We start from the raw sequence: 20,459 nt of genomic DNA on the forward strand, positions 1-20,459 counted from the left end.
CGGTTTCACTGCTGGAGCAGTGAAACCGGGGCTCACCCCGCCCAACCGCCAACGGTCAGCCCGTCACCTGGAGGGCGATCAGGACGATCAGGCCCGCTGCAACCGGGGCGATCAGCTCGTACGCCCAGCGCACGGTGACCTCTCCCTGGGCGGTGGAGACCTTCACCTGGCGCTCCCAGCGCTCGCGGAGGTCGCCCACGATCTGGTCGGTCCCCCGCCGCGGCGGCTCGTCGACGACCCCGCCGGGGCCCGCCGCGCCCGGGGACCCGAGCCCGGCCGGCGCGGCGCCCCGTCCACGGTCGCGGCCTCCCGGCCGCTCCGCCGTCTGCGCCTTGCGGAGCGCCTTGCGCCGGTCCCGCAGGGACACCGGCAGCGCCCAGAGCTCGAACTTCCGCCCGTCCTCGGTGAACACCTCGTGCGAGAGCCCGGACCGGAACCCGGCGATCTGCCCCCACGGCAGCGTGATCATCCGCAGCGGGTTGCGCACCGCCAGCCGCTCCTCGTTGGCCAGCACCGCGGGGCGGAAGGTGAAGGCGACGACCACCGGCACCACCAGCAGCAGTACGCCCACCGCCGTCCAGACGGCCCGCGTGGAGCCGTGCAGGAAGGCGTCGACGGACAGTCCGCCGACGACGAGCAGCGTCAGCACTCCGCCGGCCAGGGCCATCGGGGACCGGTAGACCGTGTCAGGACTGGTGGGGGCCGTGGGGCTCGTGTTCATGCTTTCGATTGTGCCTGACCACGACCGCTCTCCTCCGCCCCGCGACCGATCCGGAACCGGATGGAGACCTTGAGGACTGGGCAGCAGCTACACGCGTAGATATGCTCGCCTGGTGACCATGTCGACAACACCCTCCCCGACCCACGCACTGACCGACGTCGCCGCGTCCGACGCGTCGCTGCGCCGCTTCCTGCACGGGCTCCCCGGCGTGGACCCGGTCGGCCTGGAGGCCCGGGCCGCGGCCCTGGGCACCCGGTCCATCAAGACGACGGCCAAGGCGTACGCCCTCGACCTGGCGATCTCCATGGTCGACCTGACCACGCTGGAGGGCGCCGACACCCCCGGCAAGGTCCGCGCGCTCGGCGCCAAGGCCGTCCTGCCCGACCCGACCGACCGCACGGCGCCCTCCACCGCCGCGGTCTGCGTCTACCCGGACCTGGTCGAGGTCGCCAAGGCGGCCGTCGCCGGGTCCTCGGTGAAGGTCGCCTCCGTCGCCACTGCCTTCCCCGCGGGCCGCGCGCCCCTGGAGGTCAAGCTGGCCGACGTCCGGGCCGCCGTGGCCGCGGGCGCCGACGAGGTCGACATGGTCATCGACCGCGGCGCCTTCCTGTCCGGGCACTACCTCAAGGTGTACGAGGAGATCACCGCCGTGAAGGAGGCCTGCGGCGGTGCCGCCCGCCTCAAGGTGATCTTCGAGACCGGCGAGCTGTCCACGTACGACAACATCCGCCGCGCCAGCTGGCTCGCGATGCTCGCGGGGGCCGACTTCATCAAGACCTCCACCGGCAAGGTGGCGGTCAACGCGACCCCCTCGAACACCCTGCTGATGCTGCAGGCCGTGCGCGAGTTCCGGGACCGCACCGGGATCCAGATCGGCGTGAAGCCGGCCGGCGGCATCCGCACCGCCAAGGACGCGGTGAAGTTCCTGGTCATCGTCAACGAGACGGCGGGCCCGGACTGGCTGGACAACCACTGGTTCCGCTTCGGCGCCTCCTCCCTCCTCAACGACCTGCTGATGCAGCGGCAGAAGCTGGCCACCGGCCGCTACTCCGGCCCCGACTACGTGACGGTGGACTGATCCCCATGACTTTCGAGTACGCACCGGCGCCCGAGTCCCGCTCGGTGGTGGACATCGCCCCGTCCTACGGGCTGTTCGTCGACGGCGAGTTCACCGAGGCCGCGGACGGCCGCGTCTTCAAGACGGTGTCCCCCTCCACCGAGGAGGTCCTCTCCGAGGTGGCCCGGGCCGGCGAGGCCGACGTGGACCGCGCGGTCGCCGCCGCCCGCCGCGCCTTCGAGGGCTGGTCCGCGCTGCCCGGCAGCGAGCGCGCCAAGTACCTGTTCCGCATCGCGCGGATCGTCCAGGAGCGCTCCCGCGAGCTGGCCGTCCTGGAGACCCTGGACAACGGCAAGCCGATCAAGGAGACCCGCGACGCCGACCTCCCGCTGGTCGCCGCGCACTTCTTCTACTACGCGGGCTGGGCCGACAAGCTGGAGCACGCCGGCTACGGTCCGGCGCCCAAGCCGCTGGGCGTGGCCGCGCAGGTCATCCCGTGGAACTTCCCGCTGCTGATGCTGGCGTGGAAGATCGCCCCCGCGCTCGCCACCGGCAACACGGTGGTCCTCAAGCCGGCCGAGACGACCCCGCTGTCCGCCCTGTTCTTCGCGGACATCTGCCGCCAGGCCGGGCTCCCCAAGGGTGTCGTGAACATCCTCCCCGGCTACGGCGACACCGGTGCCGCGCTGGTCGCCCACCCGGACGTGAACAAGGTGGCCTTCACCGGCTCCACCGCCGTCGGCAAGGCCATCGCCCGCACGGTGGCCGGCACCCGCAAGAAGCTCACCCTGGAGCTCGGCGGCAAGGGCGCCAACATCGTCTTCGACGACGCGCCCGTCGACCAGGCCGTCGAGGGCATCGTCAACGGCATCTTCTTCAACCAGGGCCAGGTCTGCTGCGCCGGCAGCCGCCTGCTGGTCCAGGAGTCGGTGCACGACGAGGTGCTCGACGCCCTCAAGCAGCGCATCTCCACCCTGCGTCTGGGCGACCCGCTGGACAAGAACACCGACATCGGCGCGATCAACTCCGCCGAGCAGCTGGCCCGGATCTCCTCCCTCGCCGACCAGGGCGAGGCGGAGGGCGCCGAGCGCTGGACCGCCCCGTGCGAGATCCCGTCCGCGGGCTACTGGTTCGCGCCGACCGTCTTCAGCGGCGTGACCCAGGCGCACACCGTCGCCCGCGACGAGATCTTCGGCCCGGTCCTGTCGGTGCTCACCTTCCGCACCCCGGACGAGGCGGTCGCCAAGGCCAACAACACCGCCTACGGCCTCTCCGCGGGCATCTGGACCGACAAGGGCTCCCGCATCCTCGCCGTGGCGAACAAGCTGCGCGCGGGCGTCGTCTGGTCCAACACGTTCAACAAGTTCGACCCCACCTCGCCGTTCGGCGGCTACAAGGAGTCGGGTTACGGCCGCGAGGGCGGTCGCCACGGGCTGGAGGCCTACCTCGATGTCTGAGCGTCTGATGTCACAGCGTCTGAGCGTTTTCAAGACCTACAAGCTGTACGTGGGAGGCAAGTTCCCGCGTTCCGAGAGCGGCCGGGTGTACGAGGTGACGGGCTCCAAGGACGAGAACTGGCTCGCGAACGCCCCGCTGTCGTCCCGCAAGGACGCCCGTGACGCGGTGGTCGCGGCGCGCAAGGCGTTCGGCGGCTGGGCGGGCGCCACGGCGTACAACCGCGGGCAGGTCCTCTACCGCGTCGCGGAGATGCTGGAGGGCCGCCGCAGCCAGTTCACCCGTGAGGTGGCCGAGGCGGAGGGCCTGTCCAAGGCCAAGGCGGCCGCGCTGGTCGACCTGTCCGTCGACCGCCTCGTCTGGTACGCGGGCTGGACCGACAAGATCGCCCAGATCGCCGGCGGCGCCAACCCGGTCGCGGGCCCCTTCTTCAACCTCTCCACCCCGGAGCCCACCGGCGTGGTCGCGGTGCTGGCCCCGCAGGAGTCCTCGCTCCTGGGCCTGGTCTCCGTGGTCGCGCCCGTGATCGCCACCGGCAACACGGCGGTCGTGGTGGCGAGCGAGCGGTCCCCGCTGCCCGCCCTCTCCTTCGGCGAGGTGCTGGCCACCTCCGACGTCCCCGGCGGCGTGGTCAACGTCCTCTCCGGCCGCACGGCGGAGATCGCCCCGACGCTGGCCTCCCACATGGACGTCAACGCCCTCGACCTGACCGGCGCGAACGCGGAGCTCGCGACCGAGCTGGAGGTCGCGGCCGCGGACAACCTCAAGCGGGTGCTGCGTCCGCGCACCGGCGAGGACTTCACGGCGACCCCGGGCACCGACCGCCTGACGGCCTTCCTGGAGACCAAGACCGTCTGGCACACGACCGGTTCGCTGGGCGCCTCCGGATCGTCCTACTGACCGGTCCCGGAAAGGCACCACCACCGGGCCACCGACCGCGGCGAGCCCCCCGCAGGAGGGGAGGGGGCACAGCCGCAGACCGGCTGCGGGTAACTCCCCCACATCCCGCATCCGGCACAGCCCCTCCCGCCCCGGCCGTCCCCGGTCCTTGACCGACCGGGCCGCTCAGGCCGCCGGGGCGGGAGCGAGGCCTCCGAGCATCCCGGTGACCTGACCCACCGCGGGCAGCGCGTTGATCGTCTCCGCCTGCGTGAGCGGGGAGGTCAGCGTCTTCGTCGTGACCGGCTGGAAGTCCGCGACCTGGGTGCCCACCCCGTTGTCCGTCGGGTCCACCCCGGTCCCGGCCAGCGGGTTCGGCTTCAGCGCCCCGACCGGACCGACCGTGTACCCGACGGTGTTCTTCAGCGTCTCCATCCCGGTCTTCAGGTCGATCACGCTGAGCGCCACCTTGGGCTCCACCTGATCGGCGCTCGGCACCGCCGGCACCGGCGCCGCGGAGGCCGCCACCGCCCCTCCACCCAGCGCCAGCCCGGCCCCCGCCAGGACCACCGCCGCGCGTGCGGCGCTCGCGCGTCCGGTGTGCTTCGACTGCTTCGCCTGCTTCGGCGCGGCGTGACGTCCCATGGTGCGCTGGCCCTGTTCTCTTCGGTGACCGGGGAATCACGAAGCGTAGTGGAGCGTGCGCGGCGGGCCAAAGTGGCTTGCCCGCTGTTCCCGTCCTGTTCGAAGCCAACCCCGCACCACATCCCGCCGCGCGCGGGGGTTCACATCACACCTGTTCGCCGGGCCACGGGGCCGCGCGTACGGCCCCGGCCGGGCGGTCCTCCGGGCGCCCGTCACAGCAGGGCGAGTTGGTGACTGACGGCGGCGGAGACCCGCTGTTCGTCGTCCGTGGCGAGGAGGTCGAGCAGGGCGCCGCGCAGGACGGCCAGGGCCAGGGTGCGGCGGGCGGCGCCGGCCTCGCCGTCGCGTTCGGACGGCGGCTGGAAGCCGGCCAGGACCTGGAGCCAGTCCTCCACCGTCGCGCGGGCGAAACCGGCCCAGGCCCCGTCGGGCTGGACCAGGGAGCGGGTGTATGCCTCGGCCCACAGGCGCAGCAGCGGCCGGTGCTCCTTGTCGGCGAGCCACGTCCAGACCCGTGCGACGGCCGGGCCGAGTCCTTCGGGCCGGTCGGTCCGCCGGGCCCGGTCCAGCAGCGCCAGTTCGTCGGCGCGGGCACGGGCGAGCAGCGCGCGCAGCAGGCCGTCCTTGCTCTCGAAGAGGAAGAGCAGGACCCGCGGGCTGGAGCCGACGGCCTCGGCCAGCGGGCGCAACGACAGGTCGGCCAGACCGTGGTCGAGGGCGTACCGGTAGGCCGCTTCCAGCAGCTCGTTCTGCCGGGCGGAGGGGGTTGGCGCTTCCTGGGACATGCGACTAGCCTAACTGAAACGATCGTTTCAGTGACGCCCTCATGGGCCGGGAGAGCACGTGCCACAGCAAGTCCAGCAGCAGGTCCGCATTCGTCGCGCCGACCGTCCCGGCGACCTGGGATGGGTGGTGATGGCCCACGGCGAGACGTACGACCGGCAGTTCGGATGGAACACCGACTTCGAGGCGCTGGTCGCCCGGATCGTGGCCGACTACGCGGCCGGGCACGACCCGGCGCGTGAGGCGGGGTGGATCGCCGAGGTCGACGGGCGGCGCGTGGGATGCGTCTTCCTCGTCGCCGGCGACCGGCCCCAGGAGGCCAGGCTGCGCATCCTGCTCGTCACCCCGGAGGGCAGGGGCCTTCGCCTCGGGACCCGCCTGGTCGAGGAGTGCCTCGCCTTCGCCCGTGCGGCGGGCTACGAGCAGGTAACGCTGTGGACCAACGACGTGCTCACGGCGGCACGCCGGATCTACCGGGGCTTCGGCTTCACGCTCGCCGACGAGGAACGCCACCACAGTTACGGCCACGATCTGGTCGGCCAGAACTGGACACTCGACCTCACCGCGGACCCGTCCGCCTGACGGTCGCGGACGGCGCCCGGCGGCGCCTGCGGGGCATGTCCGACGGGGCGTCCAATGGGACGTCCGCGCCGAAGTCACGCCGCCGACTCGTTCGAGGGGCGTTCGATGCCGCAGACTGGTGTCTCGTGACCACCCAGTACTCCTCGTCGACACGTGTTGTTCTGCTCTGCGGCCCCTCGGGGTCCGGGAAGTCGTTGCTCGCTGCCGCCACCGGGCTGCCGGTGCTGCGGCTGGACGACTTCTACAAGGAGGCGGACGACCCCTCGCTGCCGCTGCTGGCCGGGAGCGAGGACATCGACTGGGACCACCCGCTGTCCTGGGACGCGGACACCGCGGTGGCCGCGATCGAGTCGCTGTGCCGGACGGGGCGGACCGAGGTGCCGGTGTACGACATCTCGCTGAGCGCCCGCACCGGGCGGACGGAGCTGGACATCGCCGGCGCGCCCGTGTTCGTGGCCGAGGGGATCTTCGCCGCAGAGATCGTCTCCCGCTGCCGTGAGCTGGGGCTGCTGGGCGACGCCCTGTGCCTGACCCGGGGGTCGGTGACCACGTTCCGGCGGCGCTTCCTGCGGGACCTGCGCGAGGGCCGCAAGTCGGTGCCGTTCCTGCTGCGGCGGGGCTGGCGGCTGATGCGGTCGGAGCGGACCATCGTGGCGCGGCAGACCTCGCTCGGGGCATACCCCTGCGACCGGCCGGAGGCCGAGACGAGGGTCGCGGCCGTGGTGGGCGCGGCGACGGCGCGGTCCGGCGGGAGCCGGGCGACCACGGGCTGACCGGGCCTCGCCCGACCCCGCGTGACACGAGCCCGGCCGCGGCGAACAGCGGGGCCGCACCGCGTCGGGCGGCTCGGCCGAGCCGGGCGACCCGGACCACCCGCACGGGGCCGGGCGGCACCACTGCCTGCCGTGACACGAACACCTCGCACGGGGCTCGGCGGCACTCCCGCCCGCGGCAACACGGACTGTCCCCGCGCCACCGCCGCCGGCGGGCCCTCCGCGCCCCCCGCGGCACCGGTCGGCACCGGTCGGCACCGGTCGGCACGGAAGCGACGCTGCGGCGAAGCGCGAGGGTGATCGCGGGGCCGCGGGGCCGCGGGGCCGCGGGGTCGCAACCCGCACCGCGCGCGACCCGCACCACCCCCGCGCGAACGGCACCACACGAAACGCCCCCCGCACGCAAGAGGGCGGGACCGGAAAGCCCCCGCTTCCGGTCCCGCCCTTCCCCCGTGCCCCCCGCTTTCCCCCGTGGGGCCCCCGTTTCCCCCGTGGGGTCCCCATGGCTCCCCCGGTCCGGCCGGCTCCCCCCGGAACCGCCCGGACCCGTTCCCCCCGTGTTTCCCCTGTTCCCCCGTGCCCCCCCAAGGGCTCCGATCCCCCGTGAGCCCTCGCTACCTTCAGGCGACCAGTTCGCCGAAGGCTTCCTCCTCGTCACGGCCGAGTCCGAGGACCTGGTCCTCCCGCAGCCGCCGCAGCGACCGCCAGATGCTGGACTTGACCGTGCCGACGCTGATGTCGAGGATGTCCGCGATCTCCGGATCGGTGCGGCCCTCGTAGTACCGCAGGACCAGCATGGTCCGCTGCGGCTCGGGGAGCCGGGAGAGCGCCTGCCACAGGACGGTGCGCAGCTCGGTGCCGCGCATGGAGTCCAGGTCGCCGGCCGTCTCCGGCAGCTCCTCGGTCGGGTATTCGTTGAGTTTGCGGCGGCGCCAGGCGCTGATGTGCAGGTTGGTCATGGTGCGCCGCAGGTAGCCGCCCACCGCCGCCTTGTCGCTGATCCGGTCCCACGCCCGGTAGGTGGAGAACAGCGCGCTCTGGAGCAGGTCCTCCGCCTCGAAGCGGTCGCCGGTCAGGTGGTAGGCCGTGGCGTACAGCGAGGCCCGCCGTTCCCGCACGTAGGCGGTGAACTCGGCCTCCGACAGGCCGCCCTCGGTGGCGCGCGGGCCGCCCTGGTCCCCCCGCACCGGGTCGGCGGCCGTGCGCTGCGCCGGCACGGAAGGCGTCACGGCAGGCGTCACGGCGGGCGTGACGGGCGCGGACGCGGGTCCCGGCGCCGGCTGGGCCGGAACGCCGTACCGGCTGCCGGTTCCCCGCACGCAGCCCCGCGCCCCCACGACGCCGGACCGCTCCCCCCGGATCACCACGTCGTGCAGACGCGTGGTCACTGCACCAGTGCCATTGCTGAGCAGAGTGCTCATCCCGCGCCTCCCCGTCATGTTCCTGTCCGTGAGGAAGATGTTGCCGGGGACACTTCATGACGGTGTCCGCCGACTGTCACAGACCTGTCACAGGCCCCCCGCACGAAGATCGCGTTCCCGGGCGTCCCGGCCGTGAGCTGGGGCGAACAGGTGTTCCGGTAACCGGAATTCCCTCCGTGAGGACCATGGGCCAGAATGAGCCCGTGCCTTCCCTGTTGCTGATCGAGGACGACGACGCCATCCGTACGGCCCTGGAGCTCTCCCTGACCCGCCAGGGGCACCGCGTGGCGACCGCTGCGAGCGGTGAGGACGGTCTTCAGCTGCTGCGCGAGCAGCGGCCGGATCTGATCGTGCTCGACGTCATGCTGCCCGGAATCGACGGTTTCGAGGTCTGCCGGCGGATCCGGCGGACCGACCAGCTGCCGATCATCCTGCTGACCGCGCGCAGCGACGACATCGACGTGGTGGTCGGGCTGGAGTCCGGCGCCGACGACTACGTGGTCAAGCCCGTGCAGGGCCGGGTGCTGGACGCCCGGATCCGCGCGGTGCTGCGCCGCGGGGAGCGGGAGTCGAGCGACTCGGCGGCGTTCGGCTCGCTGGTCATCGACCGTTCCGCGATGACGGTGACCAAGAACGGGGAGGAGTTGCAGCTCACCCCGACCGAGCTGCGGCTGCTCCTGGAGCTCAGCCGCCGCCCCGGGCAGGCGCTGTCGCGTCAGCAGCTGCTGCGGCTGGTGTGGGAGCACGACTACCTGGGCGACTCGCGCCTGGTGGACGCCTGCGTGCAGCGGCTGCGCGCCAAGGTGGAGGACGTGCCGTCCTCCCCGACGCTGATCCGCACGGTGCGGGGCGTCGGTTACCGCCTGGACCAGCCGCAGTGACCGAGCGCCATCCCCCGGGCACCCCTGCCGCGGCGCAGCCGTCCGCCGATGCCGGGCAGGGCGGCGGCGGAGGCCGGGAGGCGAAGGCCCCGAGAGCCCGCTCCCTGCGCTTCACCAGCCTGCGGCTGCGCCTGGTGCTGGTCTTCGGCCTGGTCGCGCTGACCGCGGCGGTGACGGCGTCCGGCATCGCGTACTGGCTGAACCGCGAGGCGGTGCTGACCCGCGCCCAGGACGCGGTGCTGCGCGACTTCGCGCAGGAGATGCAGCGCCACGCGGCGGCCCTCCCGGCCGAGCCGACCCGCGAGGAACTGCGGCACGCGGCCGAGGAGATGTCCCGCAGCAGCCAGCACTTCAGCGTGTTGCTGATATCCACCACGCCCGACGGGGAGAGGGTCACCGCCCCGTCGAACGTGTGGGAGCAGTTCACCCTGGAGGACGTGCCGCGTTCGCTGAGCGACGCGGTGGGCCGCAAGCAGAAGCTGACGTCCGTCAACTCCTCCCCGTACCACCTGTACTGGCAGCGGACGGTGGACGAGAACGACACCCCGTGCCTGGTGGCCGGGGCGAAGATCGCCGACGGCCCGACCGGTTACATGCTGAAGTCGCTGGAGCCGGAGGCCAAGGACCTCAACTCGCTGGCCTGGTCCCTGGGCATCGCCACCGCGCTGGCCCTGGTCGGCTCCGCGCTGCTGGCGCAGGCGGCCGCCACCACCGTGCTGCGGCCGGTGCACCGGCTGGGCATCGCCGCCCGCCGGCTGGGCGAGGGCAAGCTGGACACCCGCCTGCAGGTCTCCGGCACAGACGAACTGGCCGAGTTGTCACGGACGTTCAACCGCACCGCCGCCGCGCTGGAGCACCGGGTGGCTGAGATGAGCGCCCGGGACGAGGCGTCGCGCCGGTTCGTGGCCGACATGTCGCACGAGCTGCGCACCCCGCTCACCGCGATCACCGCGGTGACGGAGGTGCTGGAGGAGGAGCTCGACGCGGAGACCGGCGGCATCGACCCGATGGTCGAGCCGGCCGTGCGGCTGGTGGTCAGCGAGACCCGGCGGCTCGGCGACCTGGTGGAGAACCTGATGGAGGTCACCCGCTTCGACGCGGGCACCGCCCGTCTGGTCCTCGACGACGTGGACATCGCCGACCAGATCACCGCCTGCGTCGACGCCCGCGCCTGGCTGGACGCGGTCGAGCTGGACGCGGAGCGCGGCGTCACGGCGCGGCTGGACCCGCGGCGGCTGGACGTCATACTCGCCAACCTGATCGGCAACGCCCTCAAGCACGGCGGCTCCCCGGTGCGGGTCTCGGTGCGGGTGAAGGACGCCCCGGCGGAGCCGCTGGCGCCGCCGATGCCGCACGCGCCGCTCGCGGCGCACGCGGCGCACGATCCCGGTGAGCGGGCGGAGCAGGTCGCGGACGCGGACGCCGGCGACGAGGGGGCCGAGGCCCTCTCCGAGGCGGCGGGCAAGGTGCTGGTGATCGAGGTCCGCGACCACGGTCCGGGCATCCCCGAGGAGGTGCTGCCGCACGTCTTCGACCGGTTCTACAAGGCGAGCGCCTCCCGGCCGCGTTCCGAGGGCTCGGGTCTGGGGCTCTCCATCGCGCTGGAGAACGCGCACATCCACGGCGGCGACATATCCGCCGCCAACTCCCCCGACGGCGGAGCGGTGTTCACGCTGCGCCTTCCGCTGGACGCGTCCTCGGCGACCGAGGACGCCGCGGCGGAGCAGCAGCCGGGCGCGAGCAAGAGGCAAAGGAGCGGGCGGTGAGGGCGAGGGGCGCGAGGGCGCTGCTGCTGGGCGTGATACCGGCGGTGGTGCTGGCGGGCTGCGGGATCCGGGCGACGGAGGTGCCGGTGTACTTCACCCCGGCCCCGTCACGGATGCCGTGCCCCAGCCTGACGTCCTCGCCGCAGCCGCGGGACGCGACCCGGGTGCCGGTCCGGGTGTATCTGCTGTGCGACGGCCAGCTGACGCTGGTGCAGCGCACGGTCGAGCTGCCGGCGGACACCGACGAGGCGCGACGGCGTTCCGTGGTGGCGCGGGGTCTGCTCGACGAGCTGGCCCGGCACCCCTCGCCGGGGGAACTGGAGGACGGCTACCGGACGCTGGTGCCGTTCGGCACCGGGGTGAAGGGCGCGCGGCCGGGCGACCCGGCGGACTCCTTCCGGCTGAGCGTGCCGCCGGAGCGGATGCGCAGCGGGGCGATGGCGCAGATCGTCTGCACCTTCGCCGAGTCGACCGCCACCCAGGGCGGCTCGGGCAAGGTCACCCTCGGCGGCCCGGAGGGCGACCTGTCGCGCTACGAGTGCCCGCCGGAGGTACGCAACAACCCGACCGCCACTCCGGTCCCCTCCGCCACCGCCGCCCCGGCGCAGTGACGGCCGCGGGGGCGCGCACGGCCACGAGGGAACCGGGGGTGCGACCGGGGTGCGCGGGTTCCCGGAACCGCGGGGCACGGGGCGGCGTCTAGAGCCACGTGCAGCGTCAACGCTCGGGCGACGGAAACATCGCCACCGGATTTCGCACGGCAGGTGTCCTTCTCCTCGCCGCACACCTCGCCGTCGTCGGGTGGCTGACGCTCAGACCGCTGGACGTCCCCTGGATCACCCCGGCCAACGTCCGGCCGATGGCGGGGATACGTGCGGACCTGGCGCTCGGCTGGTGGCCGGCCGCCCGGCGCATCGTCGAGGACCTGGCGCTGCTGGCGCCGCTGGGGGTGCTGCTGCCCCTGGCCGGCGGCCGGCTGCGGGCGGCCACGCTGCTCTCGCTGGTCCGCACGGTGGCGGCCGGGGTCCTCATCTCGCTGGGCATCGAACTGCTGCAGACCGGTGTTCCCGGTCAGGTGGTCGACGTCGACTCGCTGATCCTGAACACCGTCGGGATCACGGTGACCCACCTGAGCGTGGTGCCGGCCGGCCGGGCGGCGCTGCGGCGACGGCTCGGCCGGCGCGCGCGGCATGCCCCCGAGGGTGTCGACCAGGAGGCGGCTCAGGGTCTGCCCCCGAGGATTCCCAGGGTCCCGATCGCCCCGTAGAGCGACGCGTTGCCCCTTTTGCCGACGTAGCTTTGATGGCGTAGGGGGCGGCCGCGGGGGTCGCCTCCCGGCAGAGACGACCCTCTGACGACGCTCTACGAAGGAGCAGCCATGAGCAGCCTCGTTCGCCCCACCCACGGCCGCATGATCGCCGGAGTCTGCGCCGCGCTGGCCAAGCGCTTCGGCGTCTCCGCGACCACCATGCGGGTGATCTTCCTGGTCTCCTGCCTGCTGCCGGGGCCGCAGTTCCTGGTGTACGTCGCGCTGTGGATCCTGCTGCCGGACGAGAAGCGGGCGGCCCGCCGTTCCGCCGTCGTCTGACGCCGCGGGAGGGCCCGCACGGGCAGGCCGAAGGGGCGCGACCGGGAAGCCGGTCGCGCCCCTTCGGGCATGCGGGGGGGCGGCAGGACTCAGCCGAGGGGCAGGCCGTTGAGGTTGCTGCCGGAGCCCATGTTCATCTCGCCGAGGCCGAGGCCGCCGAGCAGCGGCGTCACCTTGCCGAGCGGGGAGGCCGCCTCCTCGCCCCCGTTGGCGCGGGCGCCGGCGTCACGGTCCTGCGCCGCGCCGGACACCTTGTCGGCGCTGCCCATGGCGGCGTCCATGCCCATGCCGCCGAGCTCGTCGCCGATGCCGCCGAGCTGGTCGCCGGCGCCCTGCAGACCCTGGACCAGAGGGCCCTGGAGGGCGTCCCCGACGCCGTCCGCGGGCATCGCGCCAGTCAGGCCGCTCAGCGCGGGGCCGGCGTCCGGGAGGGCCGGGGCAGCCGTGGCGGCACCCGCGCCGACCGCCGCGAAGGCGGCGCCGAGGGCGGCGACGCCGAGGGTCTTGGCAGCAGACTGCTTCATAGTGAATGCGTCCTTGAAGTGCGATGACGGGGGACTGAGCGGTCCACGACCGTAAACACGGATCGGCGCGGTCCGCAAACACCGAAATGCGCACGTTCCACGGCGCAAGGGCCGGGCGGATTCTCCTCCCGGCCCTTGCGCGTCCGACGTCACCGCAGCTCAGGGGCGGTTCAGCGGAACAGCCACTCCGCCTTCAGCGTGGCGTAGCCCGGCTTGATCACGTCATCGATCATCGCCACCCTTTCATCGAAAGGAATGAATGCTGATTTCATCGCATTGACGGTGAACCACTGCATGTCGTCGAGCGAGTAATCGAAAGTGCCGACAAGGTGCTCGAATTCGCGGCTCATGGTGGTGCCGGACATCAGGCGGTTGTCGGTGTTGACGGTGACCCGGAAGTGCAGCCGCCGCAGCAGGCCGATCGGATGGTTCGCGTAGGAGTCGACCGCACCGGTCTGCAGGTTGGAGGTCGGGCAGAGCTCCAGCGGGATCCGCTTGTCGCGGACGTAGGCGGCGAGCCGGCCGAGTTCCACCGAGCCGTCCTCGGCGACCTCGATGTCGTCGATGATCCGCACGCCGTGGCCGAGCCGGTCGGCGCCGCACCACTGGAGGGCCTGCCAGATCGAGGGCAGCCCGAAGGCCTCGCCGGCGTGGATGGTGAAGTGGTTGTTCTCCCGCTTCAGGAACTCGAAGGCGTCCAGGTGGCGGGTGGGCGGGTATCCGGCCTCGGCGCCCGCGATGTCGAAGCCGACCACGCCGGAGTCCCGGTAGCGGTTGGCGAGTTCGGCGATCTCCAGCGAACGGGCGGCGTGCCGCATGGCGGTGAGCAGGGCGCCGACACGGATGCGGTGGCCGTTCTCCCGCGCGCGCCGCTCCCCTTCCCGGAAACCGGCGTTGACGGCCTCGACGACCTGCTCCAGCGTCAGCCCGCCCTCCAGGTGCTGCTCGGGGGCGTACCGCACCTCGGCGTACACCACGCCGTCGGCGGCGAGGTCCTCGGCGCACTCGGCGGCCACCCGGCGCAGGGCGTTCTCGCTCTGCATCACGCCGACGGTGTGGGCGAAGGTCTCCAGGTACCGCTCCAGGGAACCTGAGTCCGCGGCCTCGCGGAACCAGGAGCCGAGCTTGTCGGTGTCGTTGTACGGCAGCGACTCGTACCCGTTCTCGCGGGCGAGTTCGACGACCGTGCCGGGGCGCAGGCCGCCGTCGAGGTGGTCGTGCAGCACGACCTTCGGGGCCCGGCGGATCTGCTCCGCGGTCGGGGCGTGGATGGTCTGGCTCTTCATCGCTGAACCATAACGCGCAATTCCCTACGCGCGTAGATCCCGCGCGCGAGGGTGGCGTGGGCGCGGTGTTCTGCCAGTGTGGGCGCATGGCACACCAAGGCACCCGCGGCCCGGACCTACCGGACCGCCCTGACGGACCGGATCGGCTCGGCAGGCCGTTCGCCGCGCGGCCCCTGCGGCGGCCGGACGGGCCCCGCGCGGTCGCCGGGGTGGTGCTGCTGCTGCCCCCCGGCAAGGAGGAGTCGGACCGCGCCCCGTCGTCCGCGGCCACGTACGTCGCGATGCGCGCCCTGGGCCGGCGGCTGGCCCGGGCCGGGGAGCGGCACGGCCTCGTGGTGCACCTGGTGCGCTACCGGCTGGGCGGCTGGAACGGCGAGGACGCGGCGCTCGCCGGGGACGCCGGGCTCGCCGCCGACGAGGCGGTGCGGCGGTACGGCGACGTGCCGGTGTGCCTGGTCGGGGTGGACATGGGCGGCCGGGCGGCGCTGCGGGCCGCGGGGCACCCGGCGGTCAGGTCGGTGGTCGCGCTGGCCCCCTGGCTGCCGCCGGACGGCGGGCACGGGGCGGCGGCCGGACCCGAGCCGGTCAAGCAGCTGGCGTCCCGTCAGGTGCTGGTCGTGCACGGCACGGACGACGCCCGGTGCGCGCCGGAGCGGTCGTTCCGGCTGGCCGAGCGGATCAAGAAGACGAACCGGGAGGTGTGCCGGTTCGAGGTGCACACCGACGGGCACGCGCTGCGGGCCTACCGGTGGGAGGTCCACACGCTGGCCGCCGACTTCGCGCTCGGCACGCTCGTGGGGGCGCCGATGCCGCGGGCCGTGCGGGACGCCCTCGCCGCGCCCCCGCCGCTGGGCCTGCGCATGCCCCTCGCCTCCGGCTTCGGCCGGCTGCGCGAGGGCTGACGCCCGGGCCTCCTCCGCAGGTCACGTCAGGGGCGAGGGCCGACGTCCGGGAGGCCCGGCAGGTGACGTCGGGAGGGAGGCCGACGCCCGGGAGGCCCCGCACAGGTCACGTCGGCAGGAGGTGGCCGCGGCGGGAGAGCAGGAACTTCTTGAAGGCGGCGACCGGCGGGGTGTCGGGGTGGCCGTCGAGCCAGGCGACGCCGATCTCGCGCACCGCCCGCGGCGCGGTGACGGCGAGTTCCGCGACCCCGGGCCGCGGGAAGGCCGGCGGCGGCAGCAGCGCCACGCCCAGCCCGGCCGCGACCAGGCCGCGCAGGGTCTCCGCCTCCTCCCCCTCGAAGGCGACCCGCGGCCGGAACCCGGCCTGCGCGCACAGGTCGTCGGTGATCCGCCGCAGCCCGTACCCGGTCTCCAGCGTCACGAAGGTCTCCTCCGCCGCCTCCGACAGCCGGATCCTCCTGCGGGAGGCCAGCCGGTGGTCGGCGGGCACCACCAGCCGCAGCTTCTGCTCGTCGAGGCGACGGGCCACCAGGTCGGGGGCGTCCGGCACCGGCGAGGTCAGGCACAGGTCCAACTCACCGCGCCGCAGGCCCTCCAGCATCGCCTCGCCGTAGTTCTGCACGAGGCTGAAGCGGATGCCCGGGTGGTCGGCGCGGAAGGCGTGGATGAGCCCCGGCACCGTCTCCGCGCCCATGGTGTGCAGGAACCCGAAGGCGACCTTGCCGACCGCCGCGTCGGCGTCCGCGCGGACCTCCTCGGCGGCCCGCTCCAGGTCGGCCAGCGCCCGCTCCACGGAGGCGAGAAAGGTGCGCCCCGCGGGGGTGAGGGCCACCGTGCGGCCACGCCGGGCGAAGAGGTCGACCCCGAGGTCCTCCTCCAGCCGGGCGACGGCCCGCGAGAGCGTCGACTGCGGCACCCTCATCTCCTGCGCGGCCCGCGTGACGTGCTCGTTGCGGGCCACGCCCGCGAAGTACGCGAGACGCGGGACGAGGTTCGTGACGATGTCTTCCACGTCACCGGTCCGTGACAGCCACTCCTGTGACCTCTGCTGATGCACCACGGGAACGATTATGGCCAGTCCGTGCATTGGACGGATGAGCGAGGTGGTTCGTACGGTCGAACCATGCCTGCTGCCAGTACCGAGGCGTCCACCCGCGTGGGCGCCGCGACCTCCGTCCCCGCCCCGCCCGTCACCCCCGCCGCCTCCCCGGACACCCGGGTCGACGTCGGCACCCCCGCCTACCGGCGGATGAGCCTGGCGCTCTTCCTCGCCGGGGTCGCGACCTTCGCCCTCCTCTACTCCACGCAGGCACTCCTCCCCCTGATCTCCGCCGACTACGGCTCCACCGTGAGCGACGTGTCGTGGACGGTGGCCGCCGCGACCGGCGGCCTCGCCCTGTTCGTCATCCCGATGAGCGCGCTCTCCGAGCGGTTCGGGCGCCGCGCCACGATGACCGGAGCGGTCGCCGTGGCGGTCGGCATCGGACTGCTGGTCCCCTTCGCACCCTCCCTCGGGGTGCTGGTGGCGCTGCGCGCGGTGCAGGGCGCGGCCCTGGCCGGGCTGCCCGCCTCGGCGACCGCCTACCTCGCCGAGGAGGTGCGGCCGCGGGCGCTGATCACCGCGGTCGGGCTGTACGTGGCCGGCAACAGCGTCGGCGGCATGAGCGGCCGGGTGCTGAGCGGCTGGGTCGCCCAGGAATGGGGCTGGCGGGTGGCGCTGGCGGTGCTGGGCGTCCTGGCGGTGGGCTGCGCGGTGGCGTTCCGCCTGCTGCTGCCGGAGCCGAAGCACTTCACCCGCGGCTCGCTGCGGCCCGGCGTGGTCGCCCGCACCGTGCGCGACCACCTGGCGAACCCGCTGCTGCGGCGCCTGTACGCGATCGGCGCCCTGTTCATGACGGTGTTCGGCGGCGTGTACACGGTGATCGGCTACCGGCTGACCGAGGAGCCGTTCTCCCTGCCGCAGGGCGTGGTCGGCTCGATCTTCCTGGTCTACCTGGTCGGCACGGTGTCCGCGTCCGTCTCCGGACGGCTGGTCGGGCGGCTCGGCCGCCGGGGCACGCTGTACCTGTCCGGCGCGCTGACGGCGGCGGGCCTGCTGGTCTCGCTCGCCGACCGGCTGCCCCTGATCCTGCTGGGTCTGGTGCTGGTGACCGGCGGGTTCTTCGCCGGGCACTCGGCGGCCTCCTCCGCGGTCAGCGGGACCGCGCAGCACGGGCGGGCCCAGGCGGCGGCGCTGTACCAGTCCGCTTACTACATCGGCTCCAGCGTGGGCTCGACGCTGGGCGCGGTGGCCTTCCACGCGGCGGGCTGGGGCGGCACGGTGGCCGTGGGGCTGCTGGCCGTGGCCGGCGTCTCGGCGATCACCCTGCTGGGCACCCTGGCGGCCCGCCGCCCGGTCCCGGCGGCCTGACCCCGCCGGGCCTCGCCGGGCCTCGCCACACCTCGCCGCCGCTTCCCACCTGCGACTTCTCCCGTCCCGCAGTACGTTGTCAGTGGGCTGCGGTAGCTTCCGGAAGTGCTGGCGTTACAGGCGAAGAAGCCGAGGGGCGGGTTGTCATGACCGACGTATCCACAGCGACCGGAGCGGTGGACTCCGAGGCGATGGAGCGGTACCGCACCGAGCTCACCGGCTACTGCTACCGCATGCTCGGCTCCTCCTTCGAGGCCGAGGACGCGGTGCAGGACACGATGATCCGCGCCTGGCGCAGCCGCGACAAGTTCGAGGGGCGCTCCAGCCTCCGCTCCTGGCTCTACCGGATCGCCACCAACGTCTGCCTGGACCTGCTGTCGGCCGGCAACAAGCGGGCCAGGCCGGTGGACCTGTCCGCCGCCACGCCGCTCGCGCAGGCCGCGCTGTCGCCGCGCCCCGACCACACCTGGCTGGAGCCCGTCCCGGACGCCCGGGTGATCCCGGACGTCTCCGACCCGGCCGAGCGGGCCGTCGCCAAGGAGTCGGTGCGGCTCGCGTTCATGGCGGCGCTGCAGGACCTGCCGCCCAAGCAGCGCGTGGTGCTGATCCTGCGCGAGGTGCTGGCCTGGCGGGCGAGCGAGGTCGCGGAGCTGCTGGACACCACGGTGGCCTCGGTCAACAGCGCCCTCCAGCGCGCCCGGGCCACCCTGTCCGAGCGCGGCGGGGAACGGCCGGGCGAGGTCTCCGATCCGCTGGACGAGGAGCAGCAGAAGCTCCTGGAGCGCTACGTCGCCGCCTTCGAGGGCTACGACATGGCCGCGCTGACGGCGCTGCTCCACGAGGACGCCATCATGACCATGCCGCCGTTCGACCTGTGGCTGCTCGGTCCTTCGGACATGACCGGTTTCATGACCACGGCCGGCGCGGGCTGCGCCGGCTCGAAGCTGTTCCCGGTGGAGGTCAACGGCCTGCCCGGCTTCGCCCACTACAAGCCGGATCCGGAGCGCGGCGGGTACTCCCCGTGGGCGGTGCAGGTGCTGGAGCTGTCAGAGGGGCGGATCGCCGCGATGCACTGCTTCCTCGACACGCAGCGCTTCTTCCCCCTCTTCGGTCTCGCCGGGCGCCTCGACGCCGACGGTCAGCCCGACGAGGCCGAGCAGGGCGAGTAGCCCCGGGTCGGGGCCGCGCAGCAAGATGCGGCCCTGGGCCCGCCGGGCGGTGAGCATCAGCCGCGCCAGCAGGTCGACGGTGCCGAGCGAGGGCCGCCGAACCGCGCGGACGTCGCACACCACCACGGCCGCGCCGCCGGCCAGCCCGTCGCGCGCGGCGTCGCACAGCCGGGCGACGCCGTCCTTTCCGACGGGCTCGCCCGGCACGCGCAGCACGACGCTCTCCGGATCCCTCATGCACGGGTAGACCGCGTGCGGCGGCCGGACTCATCGGCGAGGCGCGGGCCCGCCCGCGCCGGGGGAACCGTTGCTCCGTCTGCGGCGGGGCCGATGGGTCCGCGGCCCGGACGGTGTGAGAGTGGGGCCGAGGGAGTGAGGTGATGTCGTGACGGACGACGTACCCGACCGGGCGGCGGCCTCCGGCCTGGACGAGCAGCTGCTGGAGAGGATGCTCGCCGACGTCCACGCGATCGTCCCGTACCAGCTGCCCGGGCTGGTGGACCGCTGCGCCCGGGCGTTGGGACTGAGCGGCGCGACCATCTACATGGTCGATCTGCAGCAGCGGATCCTGGTGCCGCTCGACGAACAGGACGACCGGATGCCGGTCGACGACAGCACGGCCGGCTGGGCCTACCGCACGGTCTCGGTGCGGCTCGAGGAGGAGCTGGGCGAGCTGGTCGTCTGGGTGCCCCTGGTGGACGGCGCGGAACGCCTGGGCGTGCTGGGCGTGCGGTCGGCGTCGATGGACGCCGTGCGGCTGCGCCGGTGCCGGCTGCTGGCCCACACGCTTTCCATGGTGGTCACCACCAAGCGGACCTACAGCGACTGGTTCGTGGCCCGCACCCGCACCCGTCCCATGCACGCGCACACCGAGATGCTGCGCGCCTTCCTGCCGCCCCGCAGCATCGGCACCACCTCGGTGATCTCCACCGGCGTGCTGGAGCCGGCCTACGACCTGGGCGGCGACGCCTTCGACCACTCGCTGACCCGCAACACCCTGCACGCGGGCATCTTCGACTCCATGGGCCACAACCTGGCCTCCGGGCTGACCACCGCGGTGGCGCTGGCGTGCTGCCGCAACGCGCGCCGCTCCCGCGCCGACCTGTCCGAGATGCTCGACTCCGTCGACCGGGCCCTCGCCCAGTGGCTGCCCGACCAGTTCTGCACCGGCGTCGTGTGCCAGCTGGACGCCGACACCGGGGTGCTGCGCTGGAGCAACTGCGGACACCCCGCGCCGCTGCTGATCCGGGGCCAGCGGGTGCTCGAGAGGGCGCTGGACCGCCCCTCGGAGCCGCCCATGGGCCTGCACGGCCTGCTGGGGCCCGGCGCCGCGCGCGCGGTGCACGAGACGACGCTGGAGCCCGGCGACCGGGTCCTGCTGTACACGGACGGCGTCACCGAGGCCCGCAGGGGCGGCGACGAGTTCGGCCTCGAGCGGTTCGCCGACTTCATCATCCGCTCCGCGGCCGCCGGGGAGCGCCCCGCCGAGATCCTCCGGCTGCTGATCCACGACATCCTGGACCACCACAACGACCGGCTGACCGACGACGCCACCATCCTGCTGATCGAGTGGCAGCCCCGGCCCGCCTCGTCCGGCTGAGGCGCCGGACGGGGCGG

General features: G+C 73.5%; 21 protein-coding genes and 1 pseudogene. 14 read left to right on the top strand and 8 right to left on the bottom strand.

Going from position 1 to position 20,459, the window contains the following annotated elements:
* Nucleotides 1-55: 55 nt before the first annotated feature.
* A complete protein-coding gene (locus ACFRAV_RS23325; protein ID WP_382558202.1) occupies nucleotides 56-721 on the bottom strand; it encodes a PH domain-containing protein in 666 nt (221 codons plus the stop codon).
* Between the two features lie 118 nt (nucleotides 722-839).
* On the opposite strand from ACFRAV_RS23325, the gene deoC reads away from it, so the two are divergent.
* The 3 genes from deoC to ACFRAV_RS23340 are packed head-to-tail and all read left to right on the top strand — an operon-like array spanning nucleotide 840 to nucleotide 4,133.
* Nucleotides 840-1,799, top strand: a complete 960-nt coding sequence (deoC, locus tag ACFRAV_RS23330) for a deoxyribose-phosphate aldolase (protein ID WP_382558232.1) — start codon at nucleotides 840-842, stop codon at nucleotides 1,797-1,799.
* Nucleotides 1,799-3,235 carry an aldehyde dehydrogenase family protein gene (locus ACFRAV_RS23335; protein ID WP_382558233.1) on the top strand — a complete coding sequence of 479 codons (1,437 nt, stop codon included), beginning with the start codon at nucleotides 1,799-1,801 and terminating at the stop codon, nucleotides 3,233-3,235. Before deoC ends, ACFRAV_RS23335 begins: the two co-directional genes overlap by 1 nt.
* 7 nt (nucleotides 3,236-3,242) lie before the next feature.
* Nucleotides 3,243-4,133 carry an aldehyde dehydrogenase family protein gene (locus tag ACFRAV_RS23340; RefSeq protein WP_382558234.1) on the top strand — a complete coding sequence of 297 codons (891 nt, stop codon included), beginning with the start codon at nucleotides 3,243-3,245 and terminating at the stop codon, nucleotides 4,131-4,133.
* 165 nt (nucleotides 4,134-4,298) lie between these two features.
* Here the strand turns inward: ACFRAV_RS23340 and ACFRAV_RS23345 are convergent, their stop codons facing one another.
* Both ACFRAV_RS23345 and ACFRAV_RS23350 read right to left on the bottom strand, forming a co-directional pair.
* Nucleotides 4,299-4,757 (bottom strand): hypothetical protein, encoded by a 459-nt coding sequence (locus tag ACFRAV_RS23345; protein WP_382558203.1) that lies wholly within the window; start codon nucleotides 4,755-4,757, stop codon nucleotides 4,299-4,301.
* Between the two features lie 212 nt (nucleotides 4,758-4,969).
* Nucleotides 4,970-5,542, bottom strand: coding sequence for a TetR family transcriptional regulator (locus ACFRAV_RS23350; RefSeq protein ID WP_382558204.1), 573 nt, complete (start codon nucleotides 5,540-5,542; stop codon nucleotides 4,970-4,972).
* A 58-nt stretch (nucleotides 5,543-5,600) separates the two neighbouring features.
* Here ACFRAV_RS23350 and ACFRAV_RS23355 point away from each other — a divergent pair, with 58 nt between their 5' ends.
* Nucleotides 5,601-6,122: a GNAT family N-acetyltransferase gene (locus ACFRAV_RS23355; RefSeq protein WP_382558205.1), complete on the top strand. Its 522-nt coding sequence runs from the start codon at nucleotides 5,601-5,603 to the stop codon at nucleotides 6,120-6,122.
* 125 nt (nucleotides 6,123-6,247) lie between these two features.
* The gene (locus tag ACFRAV_RS23360) at nucleotides 6,248-6,895 is read left to right on the top strand and encodes a uridine kinase (RefSeq protein WP_382558206.1); all 648 of its coding nucleotides are present in this window, start codon (nucleotides 6,248-6,250) and stop codon (nucleotides 6,893-6,895) included.
* Between the two features lie 620 nt (nucleotides 6,896-7,515).
* On the opposite strand, the gene ACFRAV_RS23365 is transcribed toward ACFRAV_RS23360, so the two are convergent.
* Nucleotides 7,516-8,316 carry a SigE family RNA polymerase sigma factor gene (locus tag ACFRAV_RS23365; protein WP_382558207.1) on the bottom strand — a complete coding sequence of 267 codons (801 nt, stop codon included), beginning with the start codon at nucleotides 8,314-8,316 and terminating at the stop codon, nucleotides 7,516-7,518.
* 203 nt (nucleotides 8,317-8,519) lie between these two features.
* Here ACFRAV_RS23365 and afsQ1 point away from each other — a divergent pair, with 203 nt between their 5' ends.
* The 5 genes from afsQ1 to ACFRAV_RS23390 all read left to right on the top strand — a co-directional run bounded on the left by afsQ1 (nucleotide 8,520) and on the right by ACFRAV_RS23390 (nucleotide 12,551).
* Nucleotides 8,520-9,197 (top strand): two-component system response regulator AfsQ1, encoded by a 678-nt coding sequence (gene afsQ1 / locus ACFRAV_RS23370; protein WP_159105658.1) that lies wholly within the window; start codon nucleotides 8,520-8,522, stop codon nucleotides 9,195-9,197.
* On the top strand, nucleotides 9,194-10,963 hold the full coding sequence (locus ACFRAV_RS23375) for an ATP-binding protein (protein WP_382558208.1): 1,770 nt from the start codon (nucleotides 9,194-9,196) through the stop codon (nucleotides 10,961-10,963). Before afsQ1 ends, ACFRAV_RS23375 begins: the two co-directional genes overlap by 4 nt.
* On the top strand, nucleotides 10,960-11,574 hold the full coding sequence (locus ACFRAV_RS23380) for a hypothetical protein (RefSeq protein ID WP_382558209.1): 615 nt from the start codon (nucleotides 10,960-10,962) through the stop codon (nucleotides 11,572-11,574). Before ACFRAV_RS23375 ends, ACFRAV_RS23380 begins: the two co-directional genes overlap by 4 nt.
* A gap of 98 nt (nucleotides 11,575-11,672) precedes the next feature.
* Nucleotides 11,673-12,230 carry a VanZ family protein gene (locus tag ACFRAV_RS23385; RefSeq protein WP_382558210.1) on the top strand — a complete coding sequence of 186 codons (558 nt, stop codon included), beginning with the start codon at nucleotides 11,673-11,675 and terminating at the stop codon, nucleotides 12,228-12,230.
* Nucleotides 12,231-12,341: 111 nt separating this feature from the next.
* A complete protein-coding gene (locus ACFRAV_RS23390; RefSeq protein WP_351118380.1) occupies nucleotides 12,342-12,551 on the top strand; it encodes a PspC domain-containing protein in 210 nt (69 codons plus the stop codon).
* A gap of 89 nt (nucleotides 12,552-12,640) precedes the next feature.
* On the opposite strand, the gene ACFRAV_RS23395 is transcribed toward ACFRAV_RS23390, so the two are convergent.
* Both ACFRAV_RS23395 and ACFRAV_RS23400 read right to left on the bottom strand, forming a co-directional pair.
* Nucleotides 12,641-13,075: an ATP-binding protein gene (locus tag ACFRAV_RS23395; protein ID WP_382558211.1), complete on the bottom strand. Its 435-nt coding sequence runs from the start codon at nucleotides 13,073-13,075 to the stop codon at nucleotides 12,641-12,643.
* A 170-nt stretch (nucleotides 13,076-13,245) separates the two neighbouring features.
* Nucleotides 13,246-14,361 carry an adenosine deaminase gene (locus ACFRAV_RS23400; protein WP_351118382.1) on the bottom strand — a complete coding sequence of 372 codons (1,116 nt, stop codon included), beginning with the start codon at nucleotides 14,359-14,361 and terminating at the stop codon, nucleotides 13,246-13,248.
* Nucleotides 14,362-14,447: 86 nt separating this feature from the next.
* Between ACFRAV_RS23400 and ACFRAV_RS23405 the strand changes: the two genes are divergently transcribed.
* Nucleotides 14,448-15,263, top strand: a complete 816-nt coding sequence (locus ACFRAV_RS23405) for an alpha/beta hydrolase (protein ID WP_382558212.1) — start codon at nucleotides 14,448-14,450, stop codon at nucleotides 15,261-15,263.
* A 106-nt stretch (nucleotides 15,264-15,369) separates the two neighbouring features.
* Here the strand turns inward: ACFRAV_RS23405 and ACFRAV_RS23410 are convergent, their stop codons facing one another.
* Nucleotides 15,370-16,323 (bottom strand): LysR family transcriptional regulator, encoded by a 954-nt coding sequence (locus tag ACFRAV_RS23410; protein WP_382558213.1) that lies wholly within the window; start codon nucleotides 16,321-16,323, stop codon nucleotides 15,370-15,372.
* 63 nt (nucleotides 16,324-16,386) lie between these two features.
* Here ACFRAV_RS23410 and ACFRAV_RS23415 point away from each other — a divergent pair, with 63 nt between their 5' ends.
* The gene (locus ACFRAV_RS23415) at nucleotides 16,387-17,673 is read left to right on the top strand and encodes an MFS transporter (RefSeq protein ID WP_382558214.1); all 1,287 of its coding nucleotides are present in this window, start codon (nucleotides 16,387-16,389) and stop codon (nucleotides 17,671-17,673) included.
* A 146-nt stretch (nucleotides 17,674-17,819) separates the two neighbouring features.
* Nucleotides 17,820-18,842 carry a sigma-70 family RNA polymerase sigma factor gene (locus tag ACFRAV_RS23420; protein ID WP_382558215.1) on the top strand — a complete coding sequence of 341 codons (1,023 nt, stop codon included), beginning with the start codon at nucleotides 17,820-17,822 and terminating at the stop codon, nucleotides 18,840-18,842.
* A 30-nt stretch (nucleotides 18,843-18,872) separates the two neighbouring features.
* Here the strand turns inward: ACFRAV_RS23420 and ACFRAV_RS23425 are convergent.
* Nucleotides 18,873-19,079: pseudogene (locus ACFRAV_RS23425) on the bottom strand (hypothetical protein); the annotation flags it as partial.
* Between the two features lie 211 nt (nucleotides 19,080-19,290).
* Between ACFRAV_RS23425 and ACFRAV_RS23430 the strand changes: the two are divergent.
* Entirely contained in the window at nucleotides 19,291-20,442 is a 1,152-nt protein-coding gene (locus ACFRAV_RS23430) for a PP2C family protein-serine/threonine phosphatase (RefSeq protein ID WP_382558235.1), read from the top strand.
* Nucleotides 20,443-20,459: the final 17 nt, after the last annotated feature.

Origin of the sequence: Streptomyces sp. NPDC056600, from assembly GCF_042792855.1 — a bacterium.
Classification (GTDB): Bacteria; Actinomycetota; Actinomycetes; order Streptomycetales; family Streptomycetaceae; genus Streptomyces.

Coding starts and splice junctions, on each gene's coding strand:
- ACFRAV_RS23365 (WP_382558207.1), bottom strand. CDS start 8,316: ATGAGCACTCTGCTCAGCAATGGCACTGGTGCAGTGACCACGCGTCTG.
- ACFRAV_RS23405 (WP_382558212.1), top strand. CDS start 14,448: ATGGCACACCAAGGCACCCGCGGCCCGGACCTACCGGACCGCCCTGAC.
- ACFRAV_RS23325 (WP_382558202.1), bottom strand. CDS start 721: ATGAACACGAGCCCCACGGCCCCCACCAGTCCTGACACGGTCTACCGG.
- ACFRAV_RS23400 (WP_351118382.1), bottom strand. CDS start 14,361: ATGAAGAGCCAGACCATCCACGCCCCGACCGCGGAGCAGATCCGCCGG.
- ACFRAV_RS23395 (WP_382558211.1), bottom strand. CDS start 13,075: ATGAAGCAGTCTGCTGCCAAGACCCTCGGCGTCGCCGCCCTCGGCGCC.
- deoC (WP_382558232.1), top strand. CDS start 840: ATGTCGACAACACCCTCCCCGACCCACGCACTGACCGACGTCGCCGCG.
- ACFRAV_RS23345 (WP_382558203.1), bottom strand. CDS start 4,757: ATGGGACGTCACGCCGCGCCGAAGCAGGCGAAGCAGTCGAAGCACACC.
- ACFRAV_RS23415 (WP_382558214.1), top strand. CDS start 16,387: ATGCCTGCTGCCAGTACCGAGGCGTCCACCCGCGTGGGCGCCGCGACC.
- ACFRAV_RS23390 (WP_351118380.1), top strand. CDS start 12,342: ATGAGCAGCCTCGTTCGCCCCACCCACGGCCGCATGATCGCCGGAGTC.
- ACFRAV_RS23430 (WP_382558235.1), top strand. CDS start 19,291: ATGCTCGCCGACGTCCACGCGATCGTCCCGTACCAGCTGCCCGGGCTG.
- ACFRAV_RS23340 (WP_382558234.1), top strand. CDS start 3,243: ATGTCACAGCGTCTGAGCGTTTTCAAGACCTACAAGCTGTACGTGGGA.
- ACFRAV_RS23350 (WP_382558204.1), bottom strand. CDS start 5,542: ATGTCCCAGGAAGCGCCAACCCCCTCCGCCCGGCAGAACGAGCTGCTG.
- ACFRAV_RS23420 (WP_382558215.1), top strand. CDS start 17,820: ATGACCGACGTATCCACAGCGACCGGAGCGGTGGACTCCGAGGCGATG.